We start from the raw sequence: 26,577 nt of genomic DNA on the forward strand, positions 1-26,577 counted from the left end.
TCTGATGCCGGTCAACCGATGTTTAGTAACATTATTTTTAATTAAGCTATTTTTGGCGGCTGCCAGATTTCTTTTAAACGGCTTGAAAGATAAGGATCAGAATATTCGAACTGTGAATTTTTATTCGATTTGTAGTATGAATATTCTAACTGTAAACTCTTGGAAAAAGGAGTTTCTATAAAAGTATAACAGGCTAAACAAGTTGAACAGCAATCGTCGTTACAGCTTGATTTCTGTTCTTTTTTGTGATGATTGTTTTCGGAATTTTGAGAATGATCTTTTTTACAGCAGCTCATTTCAGAATCTTTTTTGCAACAGTTTTCCTGCATATTCTGTGCATAGAAACTGTCCTTAGGAACTAAAAAAATTCCCAGACAAAAGATAATGGATAAAAGTTGAATAAATTTCACCATACAAAGGTAGGAAAAATGTTAATGATGATGGTTATTCTCTAAAATTAATTCGGATTTTGGCTAACTTATCTTCAAAATCTTTTTCTTCATATCCTCCAAAATAGCAGGTGAAAAAAGGTTTTCCCAAATGAATTCTTTTAAACTCTTTCTCGTTTTTTTTCCAATCCATATAGTTTTTTAATTCAATAATATCTTCGTTTTCGAGTATTAAAGTTGAATTAAATATTTCTACAATATCTTCCAGATCTCTGTTAGCGGGAACCTCATAGAATCCTGTTTCGGAGCCACGAAAATTTTCAAAACTTCCGTCACCAAATTGAGCAAGAAAGTAATGGGTGGGGTAAAAACTGAATTTTTTCTGAAATTCTTCGGGAAAAGAATATTTACACTTTTCGATCTTCTCAATATCTGACAGAGAAACTGTATTGTCTTGAACTATCAAGCCTTCAATAATCCCTTTTTGAACGTAATCCTGAGGTAATTGGTTTCTGTTGGTTACTCCCGAATAATATGTTTTGTGCAATCTTTCAAACTGTAATTTTATCGCTTTTCCTAGATGTCTTAAAGTCACACAGGGAAGAAACGTCTTGTCTCGCAATGTTACGGAGACATGATATTCAAGACCAAAAAAGTTATGATGATGTGGCTTAATAAATCGATCAAGACTATTCATCAGAAAATCTTCATGAATAGTTTCGCCGGTGTTCTGGCTGACGTCGTAAATAAGCATAATTCTTACAGAGCTTCTCCAACTTTCTTCGCACAGTCATGCCACGGCTCTCCATGCGGAGGATTTACCGCCGGTTTCGGACCTGTTGGAGCAGGGGTCGGAGCGGGTGCGGGAGTGTTTTGTGCCATATTCTGCTGTACAGGCTGCTGAACCGGAGCCGGTTTGCTGTTTAAAGGCTGTCCTACCGGAATGTCGCATCGGTGTCCCGGTTCTCCGTGAGGCGGATTCATCCCTTTCGGAGTTTTAACGGTTTTTGCTTTTCCGCTTTGGTCTACGGCAAATTTTCCGGGTTTAAGAGAATTCGGATCAATCTGAATGGTCTGTCCCTGTGGAGCATTTACCGCAACATTCTGATTTCCCTGTTGAGGTTGTGTAGGAGCAGAATTTAATGGCTGTCCTACTGGAATATCGCATCTGTGGCCGGGTTGACCGTGTGGCGGATTCATTCCCGGAGAAGTAACGGTTGACGTTCCCGATCCTGTTGTTGTTTTAATTCCCGCCTGATCCAGAATAGAAGCTTTAGAAGCCTGATTAACCGCTACAGGAGCCTGCTGAACTCCGGTTTCTTCTTTAAGATAAGTAGCTCTCTCATCCTTCTTACACGATACAGTAAATATAGAAATGGCAAGTATGCCTAACAATGTATTTTTCATATAAAACAAAATTAGCAAAACATTTTTAAATGCTTTGCCAATTTTATAATAATAGTGATATTTTAGAATTAATTCTTAACCAAAAGTCTGAATCCTTCTCCGTGTACGTTGATGATTTCCAGTCCTTCGTCGTCTTTCAGAAGTTTACGAAGTTTAGCAATATAAACGTCCATACTTCTTGCTGTAAAATAGTTTTCTTTTTTCCAGATCTTTCTCAACGCTAAGTCTCTCGGCATGAAATCGTTTCTGTGGATGCAAAGAAGCTTCAACAGTTCGTTTTCTTTTGGAGAAAGCTTGTATTCGTTATCGCCGACTCTCAGTTGTCTCAACATAGAATCAAAGAAAATATTGCTGATCTTGAACTGTTCCTGCTCTTCATTTTCCAACGTGGAACTTCTCTGAAGAATTGCTTTAATTTTATATAAAAGAAGTTCGGTATCAAATGGTTTTGTGATGTAATCATCTGCTCCCAACTGATATCCTTTTAAGATATCTTCTCTCATATTTCTTGCAGTTAAGAAAATGATCGGTGTATTTTTATCTATTTTTTTTACGTCTTCTGCTAATGAAAAACCGTCTTTTTTAGGCATCATCACGTCGAAAATACAGATATCGAATTCGTTTTCTGTAAATTCTTTCAACCCCTGTTCTCCGTCTGTAGCAAGAGTAACTTCGAAGTTATTTATCGTTAAATAATCCTTCAGCACTGCCCCAAAACTCTGATCGTCTTCTACTAATAATATTCTGTTGCTCATAGTTTTAACTATTAATCGTTAATAATTTTGAATGAACAAGTCATTCTCCTCTTTTCTAATATTTGTTTATTGGTTAAATTTTTATCTATGCCATCGGAAGCTTAATCGTAAATGTACTTCCTTTTCCTTTTTGTGAATCTACAATAATCTGTCCTTTATGGAGTTCCACAATCTTTTTAACATAGGAAAGTCCTAAACCCTGTCCTTTCACATTATGAATATTTCCTGTTTCTTCCCTGAAGAATTTTTCGAAAATTTTCGTTTTATTCTGGGTTTCCATTCCCATTCCTTTATCTGAAACTTCAATTACATAAAAATGTCCTTCATTTCTTGTTTTAATAGAGATTTCAGGCGTTTCCGGCGAATATTTATTAGCATTGTCCAAAAGGTTTACCAGCATATTCGATATGTGGAATTCATCAATTTTAAAATTATAATTGGTTGCATTAAATTCCTCTCTCAGCGTGCCATTTCTCTGTTTTACAATAAGGCTGAAAGATTCTGTCGTTCTTCTGATGAGTTCTCTTACATTGGTTTCTTTCAGGAATAATTTCACTTCATTACGTTCGAGTTTAGACATATTCAGAACGTTTTCCACCTGCTTTTTCATCCTCAGATTTTCCTGCTTAATCAGTTCTGAATAGTATTTTACCTTTTCCGGATTAGTTGCAATCTTATCATTCGCCAAAGAATCTGTTGCCACAGAAATTGTTGCCAGAGGAGTTTTAAACTCGTGAGACATGTTGTTGATAAAATCCGTTTTTACTTCCGCCAGTTTTTTCTGCCTCATCATATAATTAATGGAAATAATATAAATTCCCAAAATGGTAAGAAGCGAAAGAAAAGTTCCCAAAAGCATCGGCCAGTTGTTCATGGCTAAAGAATAATCTTTCTTTGGAAATACCAGAGCGAGACTGTAAAGTGTTCTTTCTTTTTGGTCTGTAAAAAGCGGATAACTATACGTATTGTTGTCTTTTTTCTCCTTATAGTCTTTATTAAAAACCTTGGTAAGATTGTTATTTTTATCAATAATTCCGTAGCCAAATTTCGCGCTGATTCCTCTGATTTTTAATTCTTTGGTGATCACTGAATCTAAAATTTTTGCATCAACTCTTTTGCTGATCGGTAAATTATTTCCTATAATCTTCGCATATTCTTTCATCGCATAATCTCCGTTCTCCAGATCTTGGTTAATGTCTGCGGTAAGGATTTCACGATTGGTCGTATCTCTTTTTATTTTATATGCCGCTTCGTCAGAATACAATTTTGTAAGCTTAATGGAATCTCCCTGTTTGGAAATCGGAAGCTGGCTTTTTTCAATAATATTTTTAGAGTAAATGATCTGTCTCTGTGTTCCGGAATCTTCTACCTGCTGAATCGTCGTTAACGTAGGCTGATCGCTGTTTGCTAAGATATTGTTTCTGAAATCCTTATTATCAATATTTAAATATTTATCTACTTCAATTTCTTCCATGTTTTTGGAAGTACTTTCCAATGCGGAATACACTTTATTGGAAAACTCCTGTTCCAGTGCACCGTAATAATTTTTCAGCCAATAAAATTGGAGCGTAACAAAGACAATCAGTGAAATCGTCATAAACACCGAAATTATTGGGATGAACTTATTATTCATTTACTTTATTTTAATCGATTTTGAAATAATGAGTGTTAAAATTAATTATTTTATGACTTGATAAACAAAAAACGCGCCAATAAATTGTGTAATTTTTCTTAAAAACGCGTTATTTAACATTTTTTTATAAATTTTTAATTTTTTATTATAACAACCGCTGTGCATTAAAATAAAAAAGGAAAGTAAAATGTACTTTCCTTTTTATCACTAAAGTATTTCCTCATCCTGAAAATACTGAATAATTGCTTTCTTCATCAAAAGCTGCTGCTCATTCGGTTTCAGTTCCGGAAGATCTTCCAGCTTATCGAAGTGAGGATATCCATCGTCGTCGTAATGCGAAAATTTATAATATCCGAAAGGCTCCAGTAATCTGCACACTGCAATGTGGATTAGGTTCACCTTATCATCTTTTGTGTATTTCTGCTGTCCGCTTCCCAGTTCCTGAAGTCCGATCAGAAAAAGGTAGGTTTCTATCGGAGCATTTTTTTCCGTATCGAAATTTTCAATGAAAAATTGCTCTACTTTTTGCCATAGTTCCGCTTCGTTCATCATAATGTATCAATCAATTCTCCTTGTTATTATTTTTGTCCTGCTCCTCAGATCTTGCCGCATCCTGTTTTCTTGCGAGATCCAGAAGCTGTTCGAATTTTTCATTCTTCCTTTCGCGGAGGTATTCCTGTTTTTCAATTCTGTTGATTCTGTTTTTCTGAAAAAGGTAATACACCACTGCAAGACCAAAGAAAATAATCAGGAGTGTCATAAAATCGGTTTAATATTTATTTTCTAATTTCATCAGGAAAGCATATTCCAGAGCATCTTCTTTCAGAGATTCAAATCTTCCGCTCGCTCCGCCGTGTCCTGCGCTCATGTCTGTTTTGAAAATCAGGATATTGTTATCCGTTTTCAGTTCTCTCAGTTTTGCCGTCCATTTTGCCGGTTCCCAATATTGTACCTGAGAATCGTGCAATCCTGTTGTAATTAACAGATTTGGGTAATCTTTAGCTTTTACATTATCATACGGCGAATATTCCTTCATGTAATGATAATATTCTTCATCATTCGGATTTCCCCATTCGTCGTATTCTCCTGTCGTTAAAGGGATGGTTTCGTCCAGCATGGTCGTTACAACGTCCACAAAAGGAACCTGTGCTACAATTCCGTTAAACAGGGAAGGTTCATAATTCATTACCGCTCCCACCAGTAATCCTCCTGCGCTTCCGCCCATCGCGTACAAATGTTTTGAGGAAGTATAATTTTCTTTAATTAAAAATTTTCCGGCATCAATAAAATCAAAAAATGTGTTTTTCTTGAACAGCATTTTTCCGTCTTCATACCATTCTCTTCCCAGATATTCTCCGCCTCGTATGTGGGCAATTGCGTAAATAAAACCTCTGTCTAAAATAGAAAGCCTCACGTTTGAAAAACTTGCATCAACAGTGTGTCCGTAACTTCCATAACCATATAAAAGTAAAGGTGTATCTGCAGATTTTGGGGTATCTTTATGGTAAACCAGAGAAATGGGAACTTTCGCTTCTCCGTCTCTGGAATCTGCCCAGATTCTTTCGGAAATATAATTTTCGGCAAAGAATTTTCCGCCCAAAACTTCCTGCTGTTTCAGAAGCTTTGTGGTTTTTTCCTTCATATTATATTCGTAGGTGGAACTTGGCTGTGTAAGAGAAGTGTAGCCGTAACGTAGAACTTCCGTATCGAATTCCAGATTTACTCCGATGTAAGCGGTATAAGTAGGATCCGAAAAAGGCAGATAATGCGATTCCTGCGTTTTTTCGTCAATGATCTTAATCTGTAACAGACCTTGTTCTCTTTCCTCAAGAACCAGATAGTTTTTAAAGATCTCAAAACCCTCCAGCAGAACTTCCGGACGATGCGGAATGACATCCACCCAGTTTTCCATTCCGCAGTTATAGATCTTTGTCTTTACAATTTTGAAATTAAAAGCATCGTCTGCGTTGGTAATGATGTAGAATTCATCTTCGTAATGTTCAACCGAATATTCCAGATCATCTATTCTGGGTTGAATAATCGTCCAGTCTGCGAAAACATCATCCGAAGGAATAAATCTGTGCTCATCCGAAATGGTACTCGAACTTGCAATAAAAATATATTCTAAAGATTTTGTCTTGAAAACATTTACATCAAAAGTGTCATCCTCTTCATGGAAAATCAGCACATCATCTGAAGAATCTGTCCCCAGTTTGTGTCTGTACACCTGAAAAGCTCTTAAACTTTCATCTTTTCTGATGTAGAAAATATGCTCGTTATCATTTGCCCAGACTGCTTTTCCTGTAGTGTTTTCAATTTTATCAGGAAGAATTTTTCCGTTCTGTAAATTTTTAAATTTAATGGTGTAGATTCTTCGGCTCACATTGTCCGTTGAAAATGAAGCCAATTGGTTGTTTGGAGAAACAGCAACATTTCCGACTTCAAAATAACTTTCACCTTCTGCCAAAATATTAACGTCCAGAATAATTTCTTCTTCGTTTTCGAGACTTTGGTATTTTCTGCAGAAAATAGGATATTCTTTTCCCTCTTCGTAACGAACGATGTACCAGTATTCGTTAAAGAAATAAGGTAAAGATTCGTCATCTTTTTTATAACGGGCTTTCATTTCCTCAAAAAGTTCTTCCTGAAAAGACTCTGTATCTTTCATGATGAAATCTGCATATGCATTTTCCTCTTCAAGATATTTTATAACTTCCGGATTTTCTCTTTCATTGAGCCAGAAATAGGGATCTAACCTTTTATCACCGTGTATTTCAAGTGTTTTTTCTATTTTTTTTGCCTTTGGAGCTTCCATTCAATATTAATTCTTGTTCAAATTTAGTTAAAAAAAAACCATCTTTCCGGTAAGAAAAGACGGTTCCTGTATATTTTTGTATTAAAACTTACTTGTGTAGCGCTTTAATATACTTTTCCAAAGCCATCGTCATGGACGGAGTTTCCTTTGTAGGAGCCATTAAATCTACTTTTAGCCCTGCTTCTTCTGCTGCTGCTGAAGTGGTTGCGCCAAAAACGCCGATTTTTGTTTCTTCCTGTTTGAAATCCGGAAAATTCTGCTGTAAAGACTTTATTCCCTGCGGACTGAAGAAGATCAGCATATCATAATCTTTTACATTGATATCTGTAAGATCGCTGCAAACGGTTCTGTACATGATCGCTCTTTTCCAGTCTACATTAGAAGCCTCCATTGTTTTGGTAATATCCGGACTTAAAACATCTGATGAGGGCAAAAGATATTTTTCGCTCGGGAATTTTTTAAACAGTGGAAGAAGGTCCGAGAAATTCTTTTCCCCGAAGCTGATCTTTCTTTTTCTGTATACAATATGCTTTTGAAGATAGTTCGCAATGGCTTCCGACTGACAGATGTATCTCATCGTATCAGGAACCGAAAAACGAAGCTCTTCAGCTAATCTGAAGTAATGGTCGATCGCATTTTTACTCGTGAAAATAATTCCGGTATATTGTGTAAGATCGATCTTTTGTGTTCTAAGCTCTTTATTGTCAACTCCTTCGACGTGGATGAAAGGGCGGAAATCAATCTTTATCTTTTCCTTCTTTGCAATTTCCAGGTACGGAGACGACTCACTTGGCGCTGGTTGAGAAACCAATATAGACTTTATTCTCATCATTGACAGTTATTAAAAAAACAATAGTTTCCAAAGCAACAAAACGGGTGCGATTTGGAGCGTGCAAATATACAAAAATTTATAATACCATTTCTCGGGTAAAATGTTGTTCTTATGAAATAAATAGAAAAACACCTTGAAAATGAATACAAAAGAGAAAAAGAAAATGTAATATAAAAACATTTTATTTCTGTCGATCGGGAAATAATAGTGGGTTACACATAAAATTATTAACAAAAAAGACAGGATAAAATAAAATTTTGTAGAGGTAAAATAAAAAACAGTCCATTTTTTTCCGTCACCAATGCTTTGGAAAAATAAAAATCCTAAAGTTGATTTTACTGCATAAAAAAGAATAACCGCAATTAAGCAAAAACCGAATTTATTAAGCTGATATCCCAAAACCTGAAGATCAGCAACAAATTTAGGAACAACAGGAATATACTGGGAGATCAAAACCGAAAGCGTAAGTGTAATAACACAGGATGTGATTACCCAGCTCGGAAGGTTGTTGCTGGCGTCAAAATACTTTTGAAGCAGAAAGTCTTTCAGGTTGGCTTCTCTTTCTACGACGTTCATCATAAAAAGGTATAAAAAGATACAGCCCAGCAATATAAAGATTACCCAATCGTTATTTTCAGGTATTCTTACATGATTTATAAATGTTTGTGATAACGGCAACGGAATTTTTTTGCAAAATTATAGATTATTTTGTATAAAATAAAAAGGTTAAATAAACTATCTTTGCAAACTGAAATGAAAAAACTGGTCATAATTCCGACTTACAACGAAAAGGAAAATATTGAAAATATTATTTCCGCAGTTTTTGCATTGGAAGATGACTTTCATATTTTGGTAGTGGATGACTCGTCTCCTGATGGAACGGCGGATCTGGTGAAGGATTTACAGAAAAAATTCCCGCACTATCTTCATCTTTCGGTACGAAAAGTGAAAGATGGTTTGGGAAAAGCATACATTCATGGTTTTAAATGGGCAATCGAAAACAAGTATGACTATATTTTCGAAATGGATGCCGATTTTTCTCACAACCCGAATGATCTTCCTAAACTGTATGAAGCCTGTTTAAACGCAGATATGGCAATCGGTTCCCGGTATTCCAAAGGAGTAAATGTGGTAAACTGGCCAATGGGACGGGTTTTGCTGTCTTATTTCGCTTCAAAATATGTACGGTTTGTTTTAGGACTTCCGATTCATGATACCACGGCAGGTTTTGTCTGCTTTTCAAGAAAGGTTCTGGAAGAAATTGGTTTGGATAACGTAAAATTAAAAGGATATGGATTTCAGATCGAAATGAAATTCAGGGCTTTTAAAAAAGGATTCAGAATTGTAGAAGTTCCTATTATTTTTACAAACAGAATTCTCGGAGAAAGCAAAATGAATGGCGGTATCATTCATGAAGCCGTTTTTGGAGTTTTAAATTTAAAATGGAAATCCATCATCAACAGATTATGAAAAAGCTGATCTTCATTTTTGTTCTGATGTGTCTGTTTTCATGCGGAGACTACATCGATAAGCCTAAAAATCTGATCCCGAAAGATCAGATGGCAGAAATTATGGCTGATCTTTCCATTAACGATCAGGCGACTTTCATGTATCCCAACACGAATCTGGAGGCAGGAACAAGATATATCCTGAAAACGCACAACGTAAAATCTCAGGATTTTGTGGAAAGCTTCAAATATTATGTAGTAAAGGAACAGATGAGCAGTATCGCAGATGATGCCCAGAAAATAATATTAGAGAAAGATCCGAAAGCGGATCAGTATGTAAAGGATAAAAAAAATAAAACAGGAAATCTTCAGAATCCTCCTGCTTTATCGAGATAATTTAAGATGCAAAAGTTTTTTAATATAGAAAAAACCTCTGAGGGAAAGGCAAGAGCCGGAGAACTTACCACAGATCACGGGACAATTCAGACGCCTATTTTTATGCCTGTAGGAACCGTTGCAAGTGTAAAAACAGTTCATCAGAGAGAATTAAAAGAAGATATCAAAGCCCAGATTATTCTGGGGAATACCTATCATTTATACCTTCGTCCAGGAATGGAAGTCATGCAGGAAGCCGGAGGTTTGCATAAATTCATGAACTGGGATCTGCCGATTCTTACGGATTCGGGAGGTTTTCAGGTGTTTTCACTGGCAAGCAGCAGAAAAATGTCTGAGGAAGGAGCCCGATTTAAATCTCATATCGACGGAAGTTACCATATGTTCTCTCCTGAAAAATCGATGGAGATCCAGAGACAGATCGGGGCCGATATTTTTATGGCTTTTGATGAATGTGTGGCGTATCCATGCGAATACAATCAGGCAAAAACATCCATGGAACTTACACACCGTTGGTTAAAAAGATGTATTGAATGGACTGAAAACAATCCTGAGTTGTACGGTCACAAACAAAGACTTTTCCCCATTGTTCAGGGATCTACTTTTTCAGATTTAAGAAAAATTTCCGCAGAAGTCATTGCGGAAGCGGGTGCTGAAGGAAACGCAATCGGAGGTCTTTCTGTAGGCGAACCTGAAGAGGAGATGTACAGAATTACGGATGAGGTTACCGATATTCTGCCAAAAGAAAAACCGAGATATTTAATGGGAGTGGGAACTCCGTGGAATATCCTGGAATCCATTGGTCTAGGTATTGATATGATGGATTGTGTGATGCCGACGAGAAATGCCAGAAACGCAATGCTTTTCACTTGGAAAGGGGTAATGAATATGAAAAACGAAAAGTGGAAGAAAGATTTTTCGCCTCTGGACGAATTTGGAACAAGTTTCGTAGACAGAGAATATTCTAAAGCGTATGTAAGACATTTGTTTGTTTCTAAAGAATATCTGGCAAAACAGATTGCTTCCATTCATAATTTAGCTTTTTATCTGGATCTGGTAAAAGTGGCAAGAGAACATATTATGGCTGGAGATTTTTACCAGTGGAAAAACTCGGTGGTTCCAATTCTTCGTCAGAGATTATAATTAAAAATAAAAACGCAGTAAAATGCTTAAAATAATAGACCGATATATCGTTAGAAAATATCTTGGAACATTCAGTTTCATGCTGATATTGCTGTCTATTGTTGTTTTGGTGATCGATGTTCAGCAGAAAATTCCAAGAATTGAAAATGCAACGGCATTAGACCCGAAACTTAACGTTACCTATTTCCTGATTCATTTTTATCCTTTCTGGATCGTGAATCTGGTGATGACGTTCCTTTCTATTCTCGTCTTTATTTCGGTAATTTATTTCACCTCAAGAATGGCAAACAATACCGAGATTGTTGCCGTCATCAGCAGTGGAGCGAGTTTTCACAGGTTTGCAAGACCTTATTTGCTTACGTCGCTGTTTATTGCTGTTTTGTCGTTGGGAATCAATCACTTTCTGCTTCCGTGGGCGAATATTCAGAAAAACCAGCTTGAAGCCTATACCTACAATGCAACCAATAAAGAGAAAGTTTTAGGAACAGCTCCGGTTTCTGCGCAATTAAGCAAAACCGAATACATCTTTATCAATTCATGGAATAAAAGAGACAAAAGAGGTTCAGGATTCGTCTATCAGAAGTTCGATAAAGACAGAAGAATGACGTACGAATTAAAGGCTTCTGATGTTTCGTGGGATAAAGACAAAAAAGAATTTGTCCTGAATTCCTATACGGAAAAAACCATCAATAAAGACGATACCGAGAAATTATCCAGCGGTTTCGATCTGAAGAAAAAATACGGTCATGATCCGGAAGAACTTTTCCCCAATGAACTTTTAGGGCAGAATAAAACAACACCAGAACTGATAAAATTCATCAAAAGAGAAACCGAAAAGGGAAACAGCAACTTAAATGCGCACTTAAACGAGCTGCACCAGAGAACGTCGATGCCTTTTTCCATCGTTATTCTTACCTTTTTGGCACTGTCGCTTTCTTCACAGAAAAAACGAGGCGGATTGGGAATTAACTTAGCTCTGGGTATTTCTTTAGCCTTTGTTTTCGTATTTTCCTTTGAAGCTTTAAAAGTTGTTTCGGAAAATAAAAGTATTTCGCCCGCTTTGGCAATGTGGCTTCCCAATATGATCTTTTTCCCGCTTGCTGCTTTTCTTTACATTAAAAGAGCCAATCAGTAAAGTAATTTTACCTCTTTGTGATAGAAACACTGTAGTCCGTCATTTTCAAGATAAATCCAGAGCTCACCATTTTCATCAGCCTTTTTGATGATGCCATTTTGGCGTGTTTTTTCAATTTCGAACACCGATATTTCGTCTTTGCGGAATAGGTTTTCATTGAAAAGTTTAAGGATTTCCTCTTCCAAAGGAATATTTTTCAGTTTTTCGGTTAAAAAATCATGAAGTTGTAAAGTGAAATCATTCAGGTCAAAACTTCTTCCGGTCTGCGTTAAAAGCGATCCTGCATTGGAAATTTCAAATTTTTCCTGCAAAATATTGAATCCGGCTCCGATGAGGAAATATTGATTTTGATTAAATTTTTTCTTTTCAATAAGAATTCCTACGATTTTTTTACCTTTAAGAATTATATCATTCGGCCATTTTATTTTCACATCACTGTCAGTCAAATTGGCAAGGAAATCCCGTATTGCAATTGCGGTATAATAATTGAACATAAAATCCGAGACTGTAAAGTGTTCAGCCTTTACAGCAAGAGTATACGCCAAATTTTTTTCAGCCGTTGAAGACCATGTATTTCCGTACTGTCCGCGACCTTTCGTCTGATTGAATGTGTGAAGTGCAAAAAAATCTGAATCTCCGTAAAGTAAAAACTTAGATATTTCGTCATTAGTAGAAGAACATTCTTTCAGATAAAACAGTGCACTCATTTAAGAAAACTTTAAGACTTTAAAAGGCTAAAAATAAGGCTAAAGTAAAAGAAAAACAATAAATTTGCAGATTATAGTATTTTTTAATGAATAAAACAGTAGAAAAACAAGCGCTAATAGATAAAATTGTAGAGGCTATCCAGGATGTAAAAGGTGAAGATATCATGATCTTTGATCTTTCCAATATCGAAAATTCAGTAGCAGAAACGTTCATCATTTGTAGCGGAAACTCAAATACGCAGGTTTCGGCGTTGGCGGGAAGTGTAGAGAAAAAAGTAAGAAACGACCTTAAAGACAGACCTTGGCACGTAGAAGGTACCGAAAATTCCATGTGGGTTTTGGTAGATTACGTTTCCGTGGTAGTCCACATTTTCCAGAAAGAAGTAAGAGAGTATTATGATATTGAAGAACTTTGGGGAGATGCTGTGATTACGAAAATCGAAAATTAATTATTAAATTTTAAAAAGTATAAATGAACAATAAAGGATTTAACTGGTTTTTTCCTATCATGATTGTAGCACTTGTGCTGTTCTTTGTTGCCAATTCTATGGGCGACAGCACGGGTAAGACAATTGATGAAGACGGTTTCTTCAGAGAAATGCAGGCAGGGAAAGTCCAGAGAGTTTTAATTGACAAACAGGCTCAGAAAGCTGATGTATTTTTAACACAGGCTGCCAAAACAGCAACTGTAAAGAAAGACGATAAATCCAATCCTTTTTCGGGGCTTATGATGACTCCAAAGGCAGATTATTCGCTTAAATATGGAGATCTCAGACTTTTCCTTGAAAAATTTGATGCCATCAGAATGCAAAATCCGGCGATAAAAACGTCTAAAGATTATGCGGAAGGCGAAAGCCCATTAACGAGCTTTTTAATTCAGGCATTAATCTGGATTGCGATTTTAGGAATTTTCTATTTCCTTCTTTTCAGAAAAATGGGAAGCGGAGGCGGACCCGGCGGACAAATTTTCTCCATCGGAAAGTCTAAAGCGAAACTTTTTGACGAAAAAGAAAGAATTCAGGTAACATTTAAAGATGTTGCAGGTTTGGAAGGTGCTAAAGAAGAGGTTCAGGAAGTTGTAGATTTCCTTAAGAACTCAGAAAAATATACCAAACTGGGAGGTAAAATTCCGAAAGGAGTTCTTTTGGTGGGTCCTCCGGGAACCGGTAAAACATTATTGGCAAAAGCAGTAGCCGGAGAGGCGAAAGTTCCTTTCTTCTCGCTTTCAGGTTCAGATTTTGTGGAAATGTTTGTCGGGGTAGGAGCTTCAAGAGTAAGAGATCTTTTTGCTCAGGCTAAAGCAAAATCTCCTGCGATTATCTTTATTGATGAGATTGACGCCATCGGACGTGCAAGAGGAAAAAATAATTTCTCAGGCGGAAACGACGAAAGAGAGAACACGCTGAACCAGTTGTTAACTGAAATGGATGGTTTCGGAACCGATACAAACGTTATTGTAATGGCTGCAACCAACAGAGCGGATATTCTGGATAAAGCTTTAATGAGAGCCGGACGTTTTGACCGTTCCATTTATGTAGACCTTCCGGAATTGCACGAAAGAAGACAGATTTTTGATGTTCATTTAAAGAAAATCAAACTTGATGATAATGTAGACCGAGAATTTTTGGCAAAGCAAACGCCGGGATTCAGTGGAGCAGATATTGCGAATGTTTGTAATGAAGCTGCGCTGATTGCCGCAAGAAATAACCATACTTCGGTAACGAAACAGGATTTCCTTGATGCAGTTGACAGAATTATCGGGGGGCTTGAAAAGAAAAATAAAGCCATTAAACCTTCTGAAAAAAGAAGAGTTGCTTATCACGAAGCGGGACACGCTACGATTTCATGGTTGGTAGAACACGCTTCACCGCTATTGAAAGTAACGATTGTTCCGAGAGGACGTTCTTTAGGGGCAGCTTGGTATCTTCCGGAAGAAAGACAGTTGACGACTACAGAGCAAATGCTGGACGAAATGTGTGCAACATTGGGTGGTAGAGCTGCAGAGCAGGTAATATTCAACAATATTTCTACAGGAGCGCTTTCTGATCTTGAAAGTGTAACGAAAAGAGCTCAGGCAATGGTAACCATCTACGGTTTGAGTCCGAATATCGGAAATATCTCTTACTATGACAGTTCAGGGCAGTCTGAATATTCTTTCGGAAAACCTTATTCTGAAGAAACAGCGAAGAAAATTGATATTGAGATTAAAGGAATTATCGAAAATCAGTATGACAGAGCAGTTCAGATTTTAACTGAGAATAAAGACAAGCTTGATGCTTTGGCAAGTAAGCTGTTAGAAAAAGAAGTAATCTTCCGTGAAGATCTTGAAGAAATTTTCGGAAAGAGAGCATGGGATCCGGAATTAACGGAAAAACCGGTTACCAATACAATTCCGGACGGGAAGGAACCGCAAGAACAGATTCTTGTTGAAGAGAAAGAAGGAGACAGCGAAATTCAGGCTCCTGAAAGTCCTACACAGCTTTAAAATTTCTTAGAATTTAAATAACACAAAACCTGACAGTTCCAAAATTGTCGGGTTTTTTTATATTTCTCGGTATGTTTTTGGATTTCTATATGATTAATTTATATTTTTGTATAAAGTTGACTAAAAATAGATCAAATTGAATTTATTTAAGAAGATTGTAAGCAAACTTACCAACCAGCCTGAGCAGGAAGAAAAGCAGAGTCTGGAAAAGTTAGGAGATTCCCTGAAAAATGCGGATCTCGACTATAAGTTTGCCCAACTGTTTACGCATTCCGGAGGTTTTTTTAACTACTGTGCTGATGAAGCGGAGGCGTTACAGACTTTGAACCAGATTATTAAAATTGAAGGAATTCACAATATATTCTGTTGGGATAAAGATCTTCAGAATTTTCTTAATGTGGTAAAAACACCGTATGCTTCTGAACTTCAGAGCAATAACGATGCAAGTTTCATTACCTGCGAATATCTTATTGCCTATGACGGAAGAATTATGCTATCTCACAATAATATCCTTCATTATCATTCTTCCAGACTGCCGGATAAAATTATCATCATGGCAAATATTTCACAGATCGTGAACAACCTGAATGATGCGATGGGAAAGATCAAAAGAAACGGAAATATCAAAAATCTGACTTCCATCAGCGGCGGACAGTCGAAAATGGATACTTCTTCCCATACCAACACAAAACTGTTTTTATTGTTGCTTGAAGATTAAGCATCAGATTTAAAATTTTAACATCTTGGACAAAAATCTCATTCAAAGAACCTTATCAGGAATTGTTTACGTAGCAGTTATTATTCTTTGTACCACTCCGCTTGGAGCTCATTTAATCAACAGTATTTCGCCGGATCTTGTGAAGCAGCAGTATCTGTATTACGGATTAATCACTCTTTTAATGGGAGTCGGTTCTTGGGAATGTTTTAAAATCATGAAATTCGGGAAAGGCTATGAACAGTTTGTTGTTTTTCCTTTGGTAATTTTTATTTTTTATGTATTCTCGAAAAGGTATTTCAATTTTGATTTCTTTTTCGATTTCAGACTGAGTGAAATCCTTGCAATGGTTCTTATTGTGATTGCTGCTGTTACATTATTTAAATTCCCGAACGAATTATATTTTGACAGCGGAAAGCTTATTTTTACCGTAATTTATGTCGCACTGCCTTTCAGCTTTGCTTTGGGACTTCCTAAATTTACAAGCTATGACGACAGTTTTTCTTTAGAAGTACTGTTTCTGTTCATCCTGATCTGGAGCAGCGATACCTTTGCTTATTTAACCGGAAAATTCTTCGGAAAACATAAAATGGCGCCTAAAATTTCTCCTAAAAAAACATGGGAAGGTTATATTGGCGGTGTTGTTCTTACTTTAATCCTGTCTTACTTTGTAGAACATTATCATCCGGATCTTCGCGGAAACTGGATGGTAGTAGGTTTTCTGGTTGCTGCCTTCGCGCCGATCGGGGATTTGGTAGAAAGCCAGCTGAAAAGAAATTTCGCGGTGAAAGACAGCGGAAACATCATTCCGGGACATGGAGGTGTATTAGACAGGCTGGATAGTTTCATTATTTGTGTTCCTGTCGTATATTTGTACTTTATTTTAGAAAAATTTATTTAATCTCATGAAATTACACAGAGAATCAAAAGGAACCATTACCGTTGCCACTATTCTGTTCATCATTTTGGGCGCATTGGCGATTTATTTTCTTGAAATGTGGTCGTTGGTGATCATTCTGCCATTACTGGTAATCTACAGTTTAGTATTTTGGTTCTTCAGAGTTCCGAATCGTGAAATTCTCGATCACAAAGAAAATGTTATTGCTCCGGTAGACGGAAAAGTGGTAATGATAAAAGAAGTAGAAGAGGATGAGTTTATCAAAGGGAAAGCGATTCAGGTTTCTATCTTTATGTCTCCGCTGAATGTTCATATCTGCCGATATCCGGTTTCAGGAAATGTAATTTATAAGAAATACCATCCGGGAAAATATCTGGTAGCTTGGCACGAAAAGTCTTCTACGGAAAACGAGAGAACAACCGTTGCGGTGGAAAGTTTAACCAATCATAAAGTGGTTTTCAGGCAGATTGCTGGATATGTGGCAAGAAGAATCGTTTTCTACTGCAATGAAGGTGATACGGCAAAAGCGGGGCATGAGTTCGGATTCATTAAGTTTGGGTCCAGAATGGACGTATTTCTTCCGTTAGATACAGAAATTGTATGTAAAATCGGGGACATTACGAAAGGAGGTCTTGATGTGATCGCCAGAATGAAGGAAGAATAGAATCTGATACAAAATTATTATAATACAGAGAGAGGTTTTTTTAGCCTCTCTTTTTGTTTTTTTAAGAGTTTGCACAGTCTTTTATTACGCTTTACTACGCATACGTATAATTGAGTGGAAGCGTAGTGTGTAAAAGATCCTCTGATCTGCTAACTTTACCTTTAATTGACGCCAGACAATTTACCAATAATTTCGATGTATTACTTTATTGGAATTTATTCTTCAATGTAAAAATCGGGGTTTTAAGATGTTTGGGTTGAAGGTAAAAATAGTTTATCAGGTTTTAGTATATTTGCAATATTGAATTTAAAGTACTAAACGATAAATTCAGTTCTAAAAAAACACACTCAATGATTTACAAATTTTTCTTCCATAAAGGAGAAAAAGTGGATAATTCTGAAAATGGTTATGATCAGTTAATTAATCGCTATTTACTTTTTCTTTTTTTTATATTTTTATTTTATTCTCTTTTTATAATTACTTTTTACAGGGATATTATTGCTTCTGTTTTTCTGATCATCATTACCTTGTTCTGGATATTGATGATCTCAATTGAAGATAAGGTAAAAAAGTCTCATAAAAATATCAAGATAACAGTTACCAGCATTCTTGTATTCCTTACTCTTATTGTAAGCTTTTTTAATATCTATACATCAAAAATGGCAGGGATAGAATATTTCTATTTCAGTATTCTGTTTGCCATACCTCTTTTCTTCAATTACCGTAAAGACAAGATTGAAATTTATTTTTTAGCTCTGTTCATCAGCTTTAATTTTATTATCTGTCTTTATTATGATTTTAGCTTTTTACCGAGAAGCAAATTTTTACAAAACAAAGATTACATTACCATAAAACTCATTAATATTTTATTTTCTATCGTTTCTTTTTTAATAGATATGGTATTTATAAGCCAGAAAGATGAACTTATCAACGGATTAATGAAAAACACAAAAATTAAGGATTCAACAATTGAAGATCTTATAAAAACCAATACTCAGCTCATGAAAAACCAGATGTTGGTAAATCATCTTACGGACGAAAATATTGAAGAAATATTCAGACTGGCAGAGAAAAATTCAGTTTTGTTTTTTGAGAGATTTCAAATCTTTTTTCCGGGTTTTATCCCCGCTATTTTAGAGATTAATCCTAACCTCATTCATTCAGAACTCTATTTTTGTGCATTAATGAAACTGGATTTTGATACTAAAAAGATTGCCCAGTGTACCAATAACAGCATAAGAGCCGTAGAAAGTAAAAAATACAGAATACGAAAAAAACTGAATATTCCTTCTGATATTAATATCAACAGCTTTCTTCTTAAAATATAAGACCATGCAGTTTTCAGATTTTTATCATCCGGAATTCTGAATTTGTGTTAAAATATTAATAATGTGTGAGTTTTACTACGCGTGAGTAACATTGCGTATCAAAAATTTTGTTACATCATTTTTACAGAGACTAATTTTGCAGAGATTATAATCTTTATTTAAAATTTTAATCTAAAAATAAAAAATGATGAATACAAAAATTACCAGATGTTTAGCAAGAACATTACTGATTGTTCTGTTCTTTGCTTTTGAAAATTTTTTTTCGCAGTACAACGGAGCAGTAGGGATTAATACTTCTTCGCCCAATACCAATTCTGTTCTGGACATTGTTTCAGGAAATAGCAATAAGGGAATTCTCATTCCGCGTCTTACAGAAACTCAGCGAAATGCCATAGTCATCAACTCGGCAAATGATGATGGTCTTACGGTTTACAATACCACAGAAGACTGCCTGAACTATTGGAGCCTTGCAGATAATGAATGGAAAAGCGTCTGCGGACAGATAGGAAAATCGGTTTTTACAATCGATTGTTCTAACACAAAAGCTGTGGGAAGTTACGTAAAAGGAAAAGAATTAACCACTTCCAATTACCTTAGTGTGACGGTAAATGTTACTAAAATAGGAAATTATACGATTATGGGCACCACAACTAACGGTTACAATTTCTATGGAACAGGAGTTTTTTTGAACACAGGTATACAAACAATACAAATTCCGGGACAGGGAACTCCTGCCGCGATACAAACAGACACAATACAGCTTTCTGCCAATGGAGTTGATGTTACGTGTACACCACCAGTTACGATTACTGTTCTAAGCCCTGCAGCAACCTATACAATGAGTTGTGGAAAAGCAATAGTAAATGGTGTATATAAAGTAGGAACACCTCTCACGGCTTCAAATACGATAACATTGCCTGTAAATGTTACTTCTCTGGGAAGTTACACGATTACCACTAATATAGTTGATGGAATTTCTTTTAGTGGTTCCGGAACTTTTACAGCAACTGGAAATCAAAACATTACTTTACAAGGAACGGGCACGCCTACTTCTACTTCGGTTAAAACAATTACCATAACTTCTGATAGCCAAGGTGGTGTATCTACAACATGTACGGTAAGTGTAGTTGTAGTTATACCAATTAAAAGATTACTCGCAATAGGAACGTCAGAAAATGTATATGGGTATAATTTTTCAGGAATAGCAGCATCTGGAAGAATGATTTCTACAGCCTCAAATTTTGGGACTACAGCAACAAGTGTAGTAAAAGCAGAAGGGTTTACAAGAATTAATGGTGGAAATAGTCCTAGTATTGCTCAGTTGCAAGGTTGGCTTTCTGGTTCAAGTCCTGTTGATATTATGGTTATAGGATATTCATGGGCACCTTCTGATGCTGAAGCAGATATTATTGCAGATTATTTGGTGAAAGGAGGAGTTGTTTTGGCATTCAGTGAATCCAATGCAGGTATGCAAAGACTTTTTAGGTATGTATTTAATGATAATACCATTACAACAGGTGGTGTAAATGCAGCGGGTGCTTTGTACAGACTTCCTGTAATTAATGATGAAATTATAAACGGACCTTTTGGTGATGCAAGAGGCAAGACTTGGGGAGAAGATGCTTCAGCAACTACTTATGCATCAGGTATTCCTTCCAGCGAAATAGATATATATTCTACAGATTCTGATCTATCACAGGCTTCACCTGGAGGTACAGCGGGAAGAGTCACTGCATTTAAGCATAAAACACTGAATTTCATATGGATTGGTGATGGTGGTTTTAATTCAAATTGTGGTGCTTCTGATACTATTTGTCCTTTTGAAGTAAACGGAAGTAATTTGCCGGTTGTTAAAACTTCTTATGGAAGAGGAGGAGATGCATTAGATCAGGATGTTTATAATTCAATTATCTCTGCGAATGCTTTTGCATGGGCAATAAAACAAGCTGAATTTAATGGAATAAATACACAATAAAGAATATAATAGTCACAATTATATAGTTTTTAAAGGTAGCTTCTGCATCGTTCATGTTGCAGAAGCTTTTGTTTTGTAGAAATAATAAGCTTAAATGAAGCCATAATTGGAAATTTGAAAACCTGACTCATAAAGATATTGGTTTTTAATCTTGCATTGAAACTGAATCCGTTTAACAAAAAAAGAGTATTCCTCAGGTTTTAACCCTTTCGAAATACTCTTTCTTAATTTTATTGTAAACAGAATTAATCGAAATTCTGCAGTTCTACAAGTTTGTGATAAACACCTTTTTTCGCGATAAGATCGTGATGCGTTCCCTGTTCTACAATATCTCCTTTTTCCATTACCACAATCCAGTCCGCTTTCTGAATGGTAGAAAGTCTGTGGGCAATAACCAAAGACGTTCTGTTTTCCATCATTTTTTCCAGTGCATCCTGAACAAATCTTTCCGATTCGGTGTCCAAAGCAGAAGTTGCTTCATCCAGAATCATAATCGGTGGATTTTTCAATACGGCTCTTGCAATGGAAACCCTCTGTTTCTGACCTCCTGAAAGCTTTCCTCCGTCATCTCCGATGTTAGAATCGTATCCGTCAGGAAGATTCGTAATAAAGTTATCTGCATTGGCAATTTTAGCAGCAGCAATTACCTCTTCTCTGGTGGCTTCAGGTTTCCCCATCAGAATATTATTGTACACCGTATCATTAAATAATACAGATTCCTGAGTAACCATTCCGAGAAGCTTACGGTATTCTTTTAACCTTAAATTTTTAATATTTACCCCATCAATCAGAATTTCCCCTTCAGAAACATCATAAAATCTTGCCAGAAGATTCGCGATCGTTGTTTTTCCGCTTCCGCTTTGTCCGACAAGAGCTACCGTTTTTCCTTTAGGAATACTTAAAGAGAAATTTTTAAGAATGGCGTGTTCTTTATCATAATAAAAACCGATATTTTTAAACTCAATAGCTGTATTAAGCGTCGAAATACTTACAGGATCAGCAACTTCTTCAATTTTTACATCAGCTTCAAGAATTTCCAAAATCCTGTGCAAAGAAGCTTCTCCTTTCTGCACGTTTGAAATCGACTGCGATAAACTTTTTACCGGAGGCAAAATCTGGAAGAACATTCCTAAAAAAACCAAAAAATCCTGTGGCGCAATGCTGTGTTCCACAACAATCTGCTTTCCGCCATACCATGCAATGATTAAGAAGGTAACAGAGCCCAGAAATTCGCTGATTGGAGATGCCAGTTCTTTCTTTCTTCCCAATCGTATTGAGCTGTTGATCCATCTCTGCATAGAACCCATAAAGCGGTTATCCATGATCTTTTCTGCACTGAAAATCTTAATTACTTTTGAAGACTTTAAAGTTTCATCAACAATAGAAAATATCGTTCCCATTTCATTCTGCGCTTCGTGGGAATCTTTTTTAAGACTTTTCCCGATTAACGCGATTAAAGTTCCCATCACCGGTAAAACCAGAAGGGAGAAAAGTGTTAATTCAGAACTTAACAGAAACAGACTTATTAAAGTACTCACAAGCATAAACGGAGCGTTAATAAGCTCCACTAAACTTCCTAAAATACTGCCTTCCACTTCGCCTACGTCATTAGACATACGCGACATCATATCTCCTTTTCTGCTCTCTGTAAAAAATGAAACCGGCAAAGCTAAAACCTTACGGTACATTTCTCCGCGCAGATCTTTGGTAACGCCAACACGATAATTAATCAAAAGGAAAGATCCTAAATATCTGAAAAGATTTCTCAGCAAAAACATAAATGCCGTGATGACGCAGAGCCAAGCCAAAACATTCAGCGTACCATAATCATCCACCAAAGTCTGGATGTAGTAATTGGAGTAGTTTTTAAGATAAGGAAATAAATCTGTAAGGTTTCCGGAATAAACAGGCGGAGATTCAAAATCTTCTCTTTTAATAGTTCCGAAAAGCATTCCCAAAACAGGAAGAATGGTTCCTAAAGAAGCAATCTGAAATACAGAATATAATAAGTTGAAAAATAAACTTCCGAAAATATATTTCTGATGTGGTTTGGCGAATTTTAATATTTTTTTATATTCGTTCATTCAATGAAAAAATTGGATAGCAAAATTACGTAATTAAAATGATAAGACGTTTTTAATCGACTTTTACTTTATAATAAGTTGATGCACCACGTATTTTGTTACAGTCTTTCGGGCATATATTTTCAGAAAAAACAAAGCCATCCGAAGAAAGATGGCTTTAGATATTGAATTTTAAAATTTCACTTTATCGTTATACTTAGGTTCAAAATTCTTTGGCGAAAGTTTGTCTAAAGTCTTCCCGAAATTATTGATGATGGTGGTTAAATTCTCGAAATCCACCACATTTACATCATCGTTTTCATGATGATAATGCGTCGCTTTCGTCATATCAACCGTAGAAAAAGAATGCGCGATAATTTTTTTCTTAACGAAACTCACATTGTCTGATCGGTAGAAAAGCTGTTCTGAAGCATAAGGATCAGGATTTATTTTTAGGCCGTTTGCCGCATTTTTATTAAACAGTTCATCAAGATCGGAGAATTCATCACCCGTCATAAACAAAGCGTTTTTTCCGAATGCAGATTCTGTTGCCACCATTTCAAAATTAAACAGCGCAGTCATTTTATCATAAATCGGATTTAAATTCTCGTCCTTTGAAATGGCTCTGGAACCCAGCATTCCTTTTTCCTCTCCGTTAAATGCCATGAAAACCAAAGAAAACTCCGGTTTTTTATTTTTGAAATAATCTGCAATTCCTACCAGAGTGGTAATTCCGCTTGCATCATCATCGGCTCCGTTGTAAATATTGTCTTTAGGATTATTGCTGGTTCCGATATGATCAAAATGTCCGGAAAATCCTAAGAATTTTTCTGTTTTACCCTTTTTTACGCCGCATACATTATACACGGTTTTTCCCTTGTATTCAAAAGGAACGAGATAAGAATTTCCGGTACAGAAATCTAAATTGTTTTCTTTAAAAAGCTTTGCGATATAATTGGCGGCGTTATCATTTTCAGCAGTTCCGATTTCTCTGCCTTTCATTTCATCGGAAGCCAGAGTTGCAAGCACAGTTTGCACTCTTTCCGTCGAAACTTCCTGTGCAAAAGAAAATATTGAAAAGAGCGAAAAAGTAAGATAAGTGAGTTTTTTCATTTTTAATAATTTATAAACAATCTGTCGCAATATAAACGGAAATGTTGCACGGAAAATATATTCAGTTGAAAAATAATAGGAATACATCTCCTAAAGACGAATAATTCTGAAAATACACAAATAAAAAAACAGCTCCTAAAAGAAGCTGTTCTCACTCAAAAAATCGTTGTAAGGTTATCGAAGTCTGTCTACAGATTTTACGAGCCTCTCATCTTTTTTGATGTAAATGTTTGCAATAAGCAGACAGATCACCGCAATTAATGAGAAAACCGGCTCAATACCCTTCTCAGGAAAATCTATTCCTCCGGATAATTTTAGTAACCAGTACATCAATACACCAATCAACAAAGCGTTTATAATAATGCTGATGTTATTCAGCAGAATTTGTCTTTTTCTGTTTTTAAAGCTGAAAATACTGAGTACTCCCACCAAAACAAGGATAATACATCCGATATTAATCACAGGAAAGCTATCTGAAATAACAACATCCTCTCCTGTAATGAACAGAAACACAGCAGCCAACACTGCTAAAAAAGTCCATATAGTCTGTATTCTTTGTAGCATTGAATATTTAATTCTACGCAAAAGTAATATAAATTTTGCACAATTCAAAAATAAGTGTAGATTTGCATTATACGAATGTACTTGAAAACAACAGTCACCTGACTTACTTTTCTTATTCACAATTAATTACATTTTTTACACTAAATATGTTTAACATTGAAACGTTAAGGTCAAAATCCGTAACGGAACTGACTAAAATCTTAAAGGATTTGGGCGTTAAAGTGGCAAGAAACAGCACTGAAAATGACAAAATCTTTGCAATTCTTGACTTTCAGGCCTCCAATCCAAAAGTAGCAAAAGAATATTTCAACGCTACTGAAATCAGTACGAATACTGAAGAAAAACCGGCAGAAAAACCTGCGAAGGCTCCTGCCAGAAAAGCGGCTCCGAAAAAAACGGCAGCAAAGACAAAAGCTGAAGCGAAACCTGCGGAAGAAACAAAACCTAAAGCAGAAGAAAAAGCGGAAGCAGAAGTAAAAGAACCCGTTTCTGAAGAACAAAAATCTGAAGAAACCAAAGCAGAACCTACCCCAGCAACAGAAGAACAGACTGCAGCAGCACAAGCTAAGAAAAAGAGGAAAAGAGTTTCTCCTGCCAATACAACCAATGCAGAAGCGCCTCAGGAAAAAACAGAAGCTCCCAAAAACACAGAATCCCAAGAATCTGCTTCAGCAGAAGAAAAGCCGAATAATACCCCTCAACAGCAAGCCAGATCCCCAAAAGGACAAAACAACAATCCGAACAACAACGGAAACCAGCATAGAAATCAAAACCATAATCAAAATCCTAATCAACACCAAAACCAAAACCAGCATCAGAATAAGCAGCAACAGCAGCATTCTGAAAGAGTGGAGGAACAGCACGAAGCTCCTAAAAAGGAATTCAGTTTCGACGGAATGGTAAGTATTGAAGGAGTTCTGGAAATTTTACCGGACAATTACGGATTTTTACGTTCTTCAGACTTCAGTTATATCTCTTCACCGGACGACGTATACGTTTCTACGGCACAGATCAGAAATTACAGTCTTAAAACCGGGGATACCGTAAAAGGAATTGTAAGATTGCCGAAAGAAGGAGAAAAATATTTTTCTTTATTAAGACCTACAGAAGTTAACGGTCGAGATCTTGCTTTCATTAAAGACCGTGTGGCTTTTGAATATTTAACCCCTCTTTTCCCACAGGAAAAATTCAATCTTGCCGGAAAAGGCTCTACTATTTCTACAAGAGTGGTGGATCTTTTCGCTCCCATCGGGAAAGGACAGAGAGCAATGATCGTAGCACAGCCGAAAACCGGTAAAACCATGTTGCTGAAAGATATTGCCAACTCTATCGCTGCCAATCATCCTGAAGTTTATATGATGGTTCTTCTGATCGACGAACGTCCGGAAGAGGTTACCGACATGGAAAGAAGCGTGAATGCGGAAGTAATTGCATCTACTTTTGATGAAGCGGCAGAAAAGCACGTAAAAGTGGCTAACCTTGTTCTGGCGAAAGCACAAAGAATGGTAGAGTGCGGTCATGACGTAGTTATTTTGTTAGACTCCATCACAAGACTGGCAAGAGCTTACAATACCGTTACTCCTGCTTCAGGAAAAGTTTTATCGGGAGGTGTTGATGCGAATGCACTCCATAAACCGAAAAGATTCTTCGGAGCGGCAAGAAAGATTGAAGGAGGAGGTTCTCTAACGATCATCGCAACAGCTCTTATCGATACCGGTTCCAAAATGGATGAGGTAATCTTTGAAGAATTTAAAGGAACAGGAAACATGGAACTTCAGTTGGACAGAAAAATTGCCAACAGAAGAATTTATCCTGCAATTGATTTGGTGGCTTCAAGTACCCGTAGAGACGATCTGCTTCTGGATGAAGTTACTTCCCAGAGAATGTGGATTCTTAGAAAATACCTTTCTGAAATGAATCCAATCGAAGCAATGGAATTTGTAGACAAAAACATCAAAGGAACTTTAAATAACGAAGAATTCCTGATGTCGATGAATAAATAAATTGAATTTAATTTGTTAAATAGAAAGCACGGACGTTTAATGTTCGTGCTTTTTTAGTTTTTGGTTAGAAGCGGGACGTTTTTAATGGCTGTTTTTTGAAAATAATTATTCT

The 26,577-nt window shown here is 36.3% G+C and carries 26 protein-coding genes; 12 read left to right on the forward strand and 14 right to left on the reverse strand.

What is annotated here, in order from left to right; translation table 11 throughout:
* Window positions 1-41: 41 nt before the first annotated feature.
* From QWT87_RS09180 to QWT87_RS09225, 10 genes are all read right to left on the reverse strand, one after another.
* Window positions 42-413 carry a hypothetical protein gene (locus QWT87_RS09180; RefSeq protein WP_302715790.1) on the reverse strand — a complete coding sequence of 124 codons (372 nt, stop codon included), beginning with the start codon at window positions 411-413 and terminating at the stop codon, window positions 42-44.
* Between the two features lie 31 nt (window positions 414-444).
* Window positions 445-1,143 carry a hypothetical protein gene (locus QWT87_RS09185; RefSeq protein WP_302715791.1) on the reverse strand — a complete coding sequence of 233 codons (699 nt, stop codon included), beginning with the start codon at window positions 1,141-1,143 and terminating at the stop codon, window positions 445-447.
* 5 nt (window positions 1,144-1,148) lie between these two features.
* Window positions 1,149-1,796: a hypothetical protein gene (locus QWT87_RS09190; RefSeq protein WP_302715792.1), complete on the reverse strand. Its 648-nt coding sequence runs from the start codon at window positions 1,794-1,796 to the stop codon at window positions 1,149-1,151.
* 68 nt (window positions 1,797-1,864) lie between these two features.
* On the reverse strand, window positions 1,865-2,551 hold the full coding sequence (locus QWT87_RS09195; RefSeq protein ID WP_027380477.1) for a response regulator transcription factor: 687 nt from the start codon (window positions 2,549-2,551) through the stop codon (window positions 1,865-1,867).
* An 85-nt stretch (window positions 2,552-2,636) separates the two neighbouring features.
* Window positions 2,637-4,184: a sensor histidine kinase gene (locus QWT87_RS09200; RefSeq protein ID WP_302715794.1), complete on the reverse strand. Its 1,548-nt coding sequence runs from the start codon at window positions 4,182-4,184 to the stop codon at window positions 2,637-2,639.
* Between the two features lie 207 nt (window positions 4,185-4,391).
* Entirely contained in the window at window positions 4,392-4,736 is a 345-nt protein-coding gene (locus QWT87_RS09205; protein ID WP_076391546.1) for a hypothetical protein, read from the reverse strand.
* Window positions 4,737-4,746: 10 nt separating this feature from the next.
* Window positions 4,747-4,944, reverse strand: a complete 198-nt coding sequence (locus tag QWT87_RS09210) for a hypothetical protein (protein ID WP_302715795.1) — start codon at window positions 4,942-4,944, stop codon at window positions 4,747-4,749.
* 9 nt (window positions 4,945-4,953) lie between these two features.
* The gene (locus QWT87_RS09215) at window positions 4,954-6,999 is read right to left on the reverse strand and encodes a S9 family peptidase (protein ID WP_302715796.1); all 2,046 of its coding nucleotides are present in this window, start codon (window positions 6,997-6,999) and stop codon (window positions 4,954-4,956) included.
* Between the two features lie 88 nt (window positions 7,000-7,087).
* Entirely contained in the window at window positions 7,088-7,828 is a 741-nt protein-coding gene (locus QWT87_RS09220; protein ID WP_076391975.1) for a uroporphyrinogen-III synthase, read from the reverse strand.
* 12 nt (window positions 7,829-7,840) lie between these two features.
* On the reverse strand, window positions 7,841-8,509 hold the full coding sequence (locus QWT87_RS09225) for a DUF4271 domain-containing protein (RefSeq protein WP_116099427.1): 669 nt from the start codon (window positions 8,507-8,509) through the stop codon (window positions 7,841-7,843).
* Window positions 8,510-8,584: 75 nt separating this feature from the next.
* Between QWT87_RS09225 and QWT87_RS09230 the strand changes: the two genes are divergently transcribed.
* From QWT87_RS09230 to QWT87_RS09245, 4 genes are read left to right on the forward strand one after another with little or no spacing between them, the layout of a single operon-like run.
* On the forward strand, window positions 8,585-9,301 hold the full coding sequence (locus QWT87_RS09230) for a polyprenol monophosphomannose synthase (protein ID WP_087708623.1): 717 nt from the start codon (window positions 8,585-8,587) through the stop codon (window positions 9,299-9,301).
* Window positions 9,298-9,675: a DUF4296 domain-containing protein gene (locus tag QWT87_RS09235; RefSeq protein ID WP_256039772.1), complete on the forward strand. Its 378-nt coding sequence runs from the start codon at window positions 9,298-9,300 to the stop codon at window positions 9,673-9,675. The genes QWT87_RS09230 and QWT87_RS09235 overlap by 4 nt, the downstream gene beginning before the upstream one ends.
* Before the next feature lie 6 nt (window positions 9,676-9,681).
* Window positions 9,682-10,815 (forward strand): tRNA guanosine(34) transglycosylase Tgt, encoded by a 1,134-nt coding sequence (tgt, locus tag QWT87_RS09240; RefSeq protein ID WP_076391557.1) that lies wholly within the window; start codon window positions 9,682-9,684, stop codon window positions 10,813-10,815.
* A gap of 22 nt (window positions 10,816-10,837) precedes the next feature.
* Window positions 10,838-11,950, forward strand: coding sequence for an LptF/LptG family permease (locus QWT87_RS09245; protein ID WP_288462276.1), 1,113 nt, complete (start codon window positions 10,838-10,840; stop codon window positions 11,948-11,950).
* Here the strand turns inward: QWT87_RS09245 and QWT87_RS09250 are convergent.
* Entirely contained in the window at window positions 11,944-12,657 is a 714-nt protein-coding gene (locus QWT87_RS09250; RefSeq protein WP_288462274.1) for a biotin--[acetyl-CoA-carboxylase] ligase, read from the reverse strand. The genes QWT87_RS09245 and QWT87_RS09250 overlap by 7 nt on opposite strands.
* 86 nt (window positions 12,658-12,743) lie before the next feature.
* On the opposite strand from QWT87_RS09250, the gene rsfS reads away from it, so the two are divergent.
* From rsfS to QWT87_RS09285, 7 genes are all read left to right on the forward strand, one after another.
* Window positions 12,744-13,106 carry a ribosome silencing factor gene (gene rsfS, locus QWT87_RS09255; RefSeq protein ID WP_076391563.1) on the forward strand — a complete coding sequence of 121 codons (363 nt, stop codon included), beginning with the start codon at window positions 12,744-12,746 and terminating at the stop codon, window positions 13,104-13,106.
* Window positions 13,107-13,129: 23 nt separating this feature from the next.
* Window positions 13,130-15,142: an ATP-dependent zinc metalloprotease FtsH gene (gene ftsH / locus QWT87_RS09260; RefSeq protein WP_302715800.1), complete on the forward strand. Its 2,013-nt coding sequence runs from the start codon at window positions 13,130-13,132 to the stop codon at window positions 15,140-15,142.
* A gap of 136 nt (window positions 15,143-15,278) precedes the next feature.
* Entirely contained in the window at window positions 15,279-15,860 is a 582-nt protein-coding gene (locus QWT87_RS09265) for an LUD domain-containing protein (RefSeq protein ID WP_302715802.1), read from the forward strand.
* A 25-nt stretch (window positions 15,861-15,885) separates the two neighbouring features.
* Window positions 15,886-16,758, forward strand: a complete 873-nt coding sequence (locus QWT87_RS09270; protein ID WP_108409247.1) for a phosphatidate cytidylyltransferase — start codon at window positions 15,886-15,888, stop codon at window positions 16,756-16,758.
* A gap of 4 nt (window positions 16,759-16,762) precedes the next feature.
* Window positions 16,763-17,419 carry a phosphatidylserine decarboxylase family protein gene (locus tag QWT87_RS09275; RefSeq protein ID WP_108409246.1) on the forward strand — a complete coding sequence of 219 codons (657 nt, stop codon included), beginning with the start codon at window positions 16,763-16,765 and terminating at the stop codon, window positions 17,417-17,419.
* Window positions 17,420-17,769: 350 nt separating this feature from the next.
* The gene (locus tag QWT87_RS09280) at window positions 17,770-18,747 is read left to right on the forward strand and encodes a helix-turn-helix transcriptional regulator (RefSeq protein ID WP_116099421.1); all 978 of its coding nucleotides are present in this window, start codon (window positions 17,770-17,772) and stop codon (window positions 18,745-18,747) included.
* Between the two features lie 184 nt (window positions 18,748-18,931).
* Entirely contained in the window at window positions 18,932-20,722 is a 1,791-nt protein-coding gene (locus tag QWT87_RS09285) for a hypothetical protein (RefSeq protein ID WP_302715804.1), read from the forward strand.
* A 245-nt stretch (window positions 20,723-20,967) separates the two neighbouring features.
* Here the strand turns inward: QWT87_RS09285 and QWT87_RS09290 are convergent, their stop codons facing one another.
* The 3 genes from QWT87_RS09290 to QWT87_RS09300 all read right to left on the reverse strand — a co-directional run bounded on the left by QWT87_RS09290 (window position 20,968) and on the right by QWT87_RS09300 (window position 24,462).
* A complete protein-coding gene (locus tag QWT87_RS09290) occupies window positions 20,968-22,806 on the reverse strand; it encodes an ABC transporter ATP-binding protein (RefSeq protein ID WP_302715805.1) in 1,839 nt (612 codons plus the stop codon).
* A gap of 171 nt (window positions 22,807-22,977) precedes the next feature.
* On the reverse strand, window positions 22,978-23,898 hold the full coding sequence (locus QWT87_RS09295; protein ID WP_185207253.1) for a M28 family peptidase: 921 nt from the start codon (window positions 23,896-23,898) through the stop codon (window positions 22,978-22,980).
* 174 nt (window positions 23,899-24,072) lie between these two features.
* The gene (locus QWT87_RS09300; protein ID WP_108410436.1) at window positions 24,073-24,462 is read right to left on the reverse strand and encodes a DUF4293 family protein; all 390 of its coding nucleotides are present in this window, start codon (window positions 24,460-24,462) and stop codon (window positions 24,073-24,075) included.
* Between the two features lie 146 nt (window positions 24,463-24,608).
* Here QWT87_RS09300 and rho point away from each other — a divergent pair, with 146 nt between their 5' ends.
* Entirely contained in the window at window positions 24,609-26,465 is a 1,857-nt protein-coding gene (gene rho, locus QWT87_RS09305; protein ID WP_302715807.1) for a transcription termination factor Rho, read from the forward strand.
* The last annotated feature ends 112 nt before the right edge of the window (window positions 26,466-26,577 follow it).

Source organism: Chryseobacterium urinae, from assembly GCF_030518295.1.
Lineage (GTDB): Bacteria > Bacteroidota > Bacteroidia > Flavobacteriales > Weeksellaceae > Chryseobacterium > Chryseobacterium mucoviscidosis.

Coding starts and splice junctions, on each gene's coding strand:
- QWT87_RS09180 (WP_302715790.1), bottom strand. CDS start 413: ATGGTGAAATTTATTCAACTTTTATCCATTATCTTTTGTCTGGGAATT.
- QWT87_RS09185 (WP_302715791.1), bottom strand. CDS start 1,143: ATGCTTATTTACGACGTCAGCCAGAACACCGGCGAAACTATTCATGAA.
- QWT87_RS09190 (WP_302715792.1), bottom strand. CDS start 1,796: ATGAAAAATACATTGTTAGGCATACTTGCCATTTCTATATTTACTGTA.
- QWT87_RS09195 (WP_027380477.1), bottom strand. CDS start 2,551: ATGAGCAACAGAATATTATTAGTAGAAGACGATCAGAGTTTTGGGGCA.
- QWT87_RS09200 (WP_302715794.1), bottom strand. CDS start 4,184: ATGAATAATAAGTTCATCCCAATAATTTCGGTGTTTATGACGATTTCA.
- QWT87_RS09205 (WP_076391546.1), bottom strand. CDS start 4,736: ATGATGAACGAAGCGGAACTATGGCAAAAAGTAGAGCAATTTTTCATT.
- QWT87_RS09210 (WP_302715795.1), bottom strand. CDS start 4,944: ATGACACTCCTGATTATTTTCTTTGGTCTTGCAGTGGTGTATTACCTT.
- QWT87_RS09215 (WP_302715796.1), bottom strand. CDS start 6,999: ATGGAAGCTCCAAAGGCAAAAAAAATAGAAAAAACACTTGAAATACAC.
- QWT87_RS09220 (WP_076391975.1), bottom strand. CDS start 7,828: ATGAGAATAAAGTCTATATTGGTTTCTCAACCAGCGCCAAGTGAGTCG.
- QWT87_RS09230 (WP_087708623.1), top strand. CDS start 8,585: ATGAAAAAACTGGTCATAATTCCGACTTACAACGAAAAGGAAAATATT.
- QWT87_RS09235 (WP_256039772.1), top strand. CDS start 9,298: ATGAAAAAGCTGATCTTCATTTTTGTTCTGATGTGTCTGTTTTCATGC.
- tgt (WP_076391557.1), top strand. CDS start 9,682: ATGCAAAAGTTTTTTAATATAGAAAAAACCTCTGAGGGAAAGGCAAGA.
- QWT87_RS09245 (WP_288462276.1), top strand. CDS start 10,838: ATGCTTAAAATAATAGACCGATATATCGTTAGAAAATATCTTGGAACA.
- QWT87_RS09250 (WP_288462274.1), bottom strand. CDS start 12,657: ATGAGTGCACTGTTTTATCTGAAAGAATGTTCTTCTACTAATGACGAA.
- rsfS (WP_076391563.1), top strand. CDS start 12,744: ATGAATAAAACAGTAGAAAAACAAGCGCTAATAGATAAAATTGTAGAG.
- ftsH (WP_302715800.1), top strand. CDS start 13,130: ATGAACAATAAAGGATTTAACTGGTTTTTTCCTATCATGATTGTAGCA.
- QWT87_RS09275 (WP_108409246.1), top strand. CDS start 16,763: ATGAAATTACACAGAGAATCAAAAGGAACCATTACCGTTGCCACTATT.
- QWT87_RS09280 (WP_116099421.1), top strand. CDS start 17,770: ATGATTTACAAATTTTTCTTCCATAAAGGAGAAAAAGTGGATAATTCT.
- QWT87_RS09285 (WP_302715804.1), top strand. CDS start 18,932: ATGATGAATACAAAAATTACCAGATGTTTAGCAAGAACATTACTGATT.
- QWT87_RS09290 (WP_302715805.1), bottom strand. CDS start 22,806: ATGAACGAATATAAAAAAATATTAAAATTCGCCAAACCACATCAGAAA.
- QWT87_RS09295 (WP_185207253.1), bottom strand. CDS start 23,898: ATGAAAAAACTCACTTATCTTACTTTTTCGCTCTTTTCAATATTTTCT.
- QWT87_RS09300 (WP_108410436.1), bottom strand. CDS start 24,462: ATGCTACAAAGAATACAGACTATATGGACTTTTTTAGCAGTGTTGGCT.
- rho (WP_302715807.1), top strand. CDS start 24,609: ATGTTTAACATTGAAACGTTAAGGTCAAAATCCGTAACGGAACTGACT.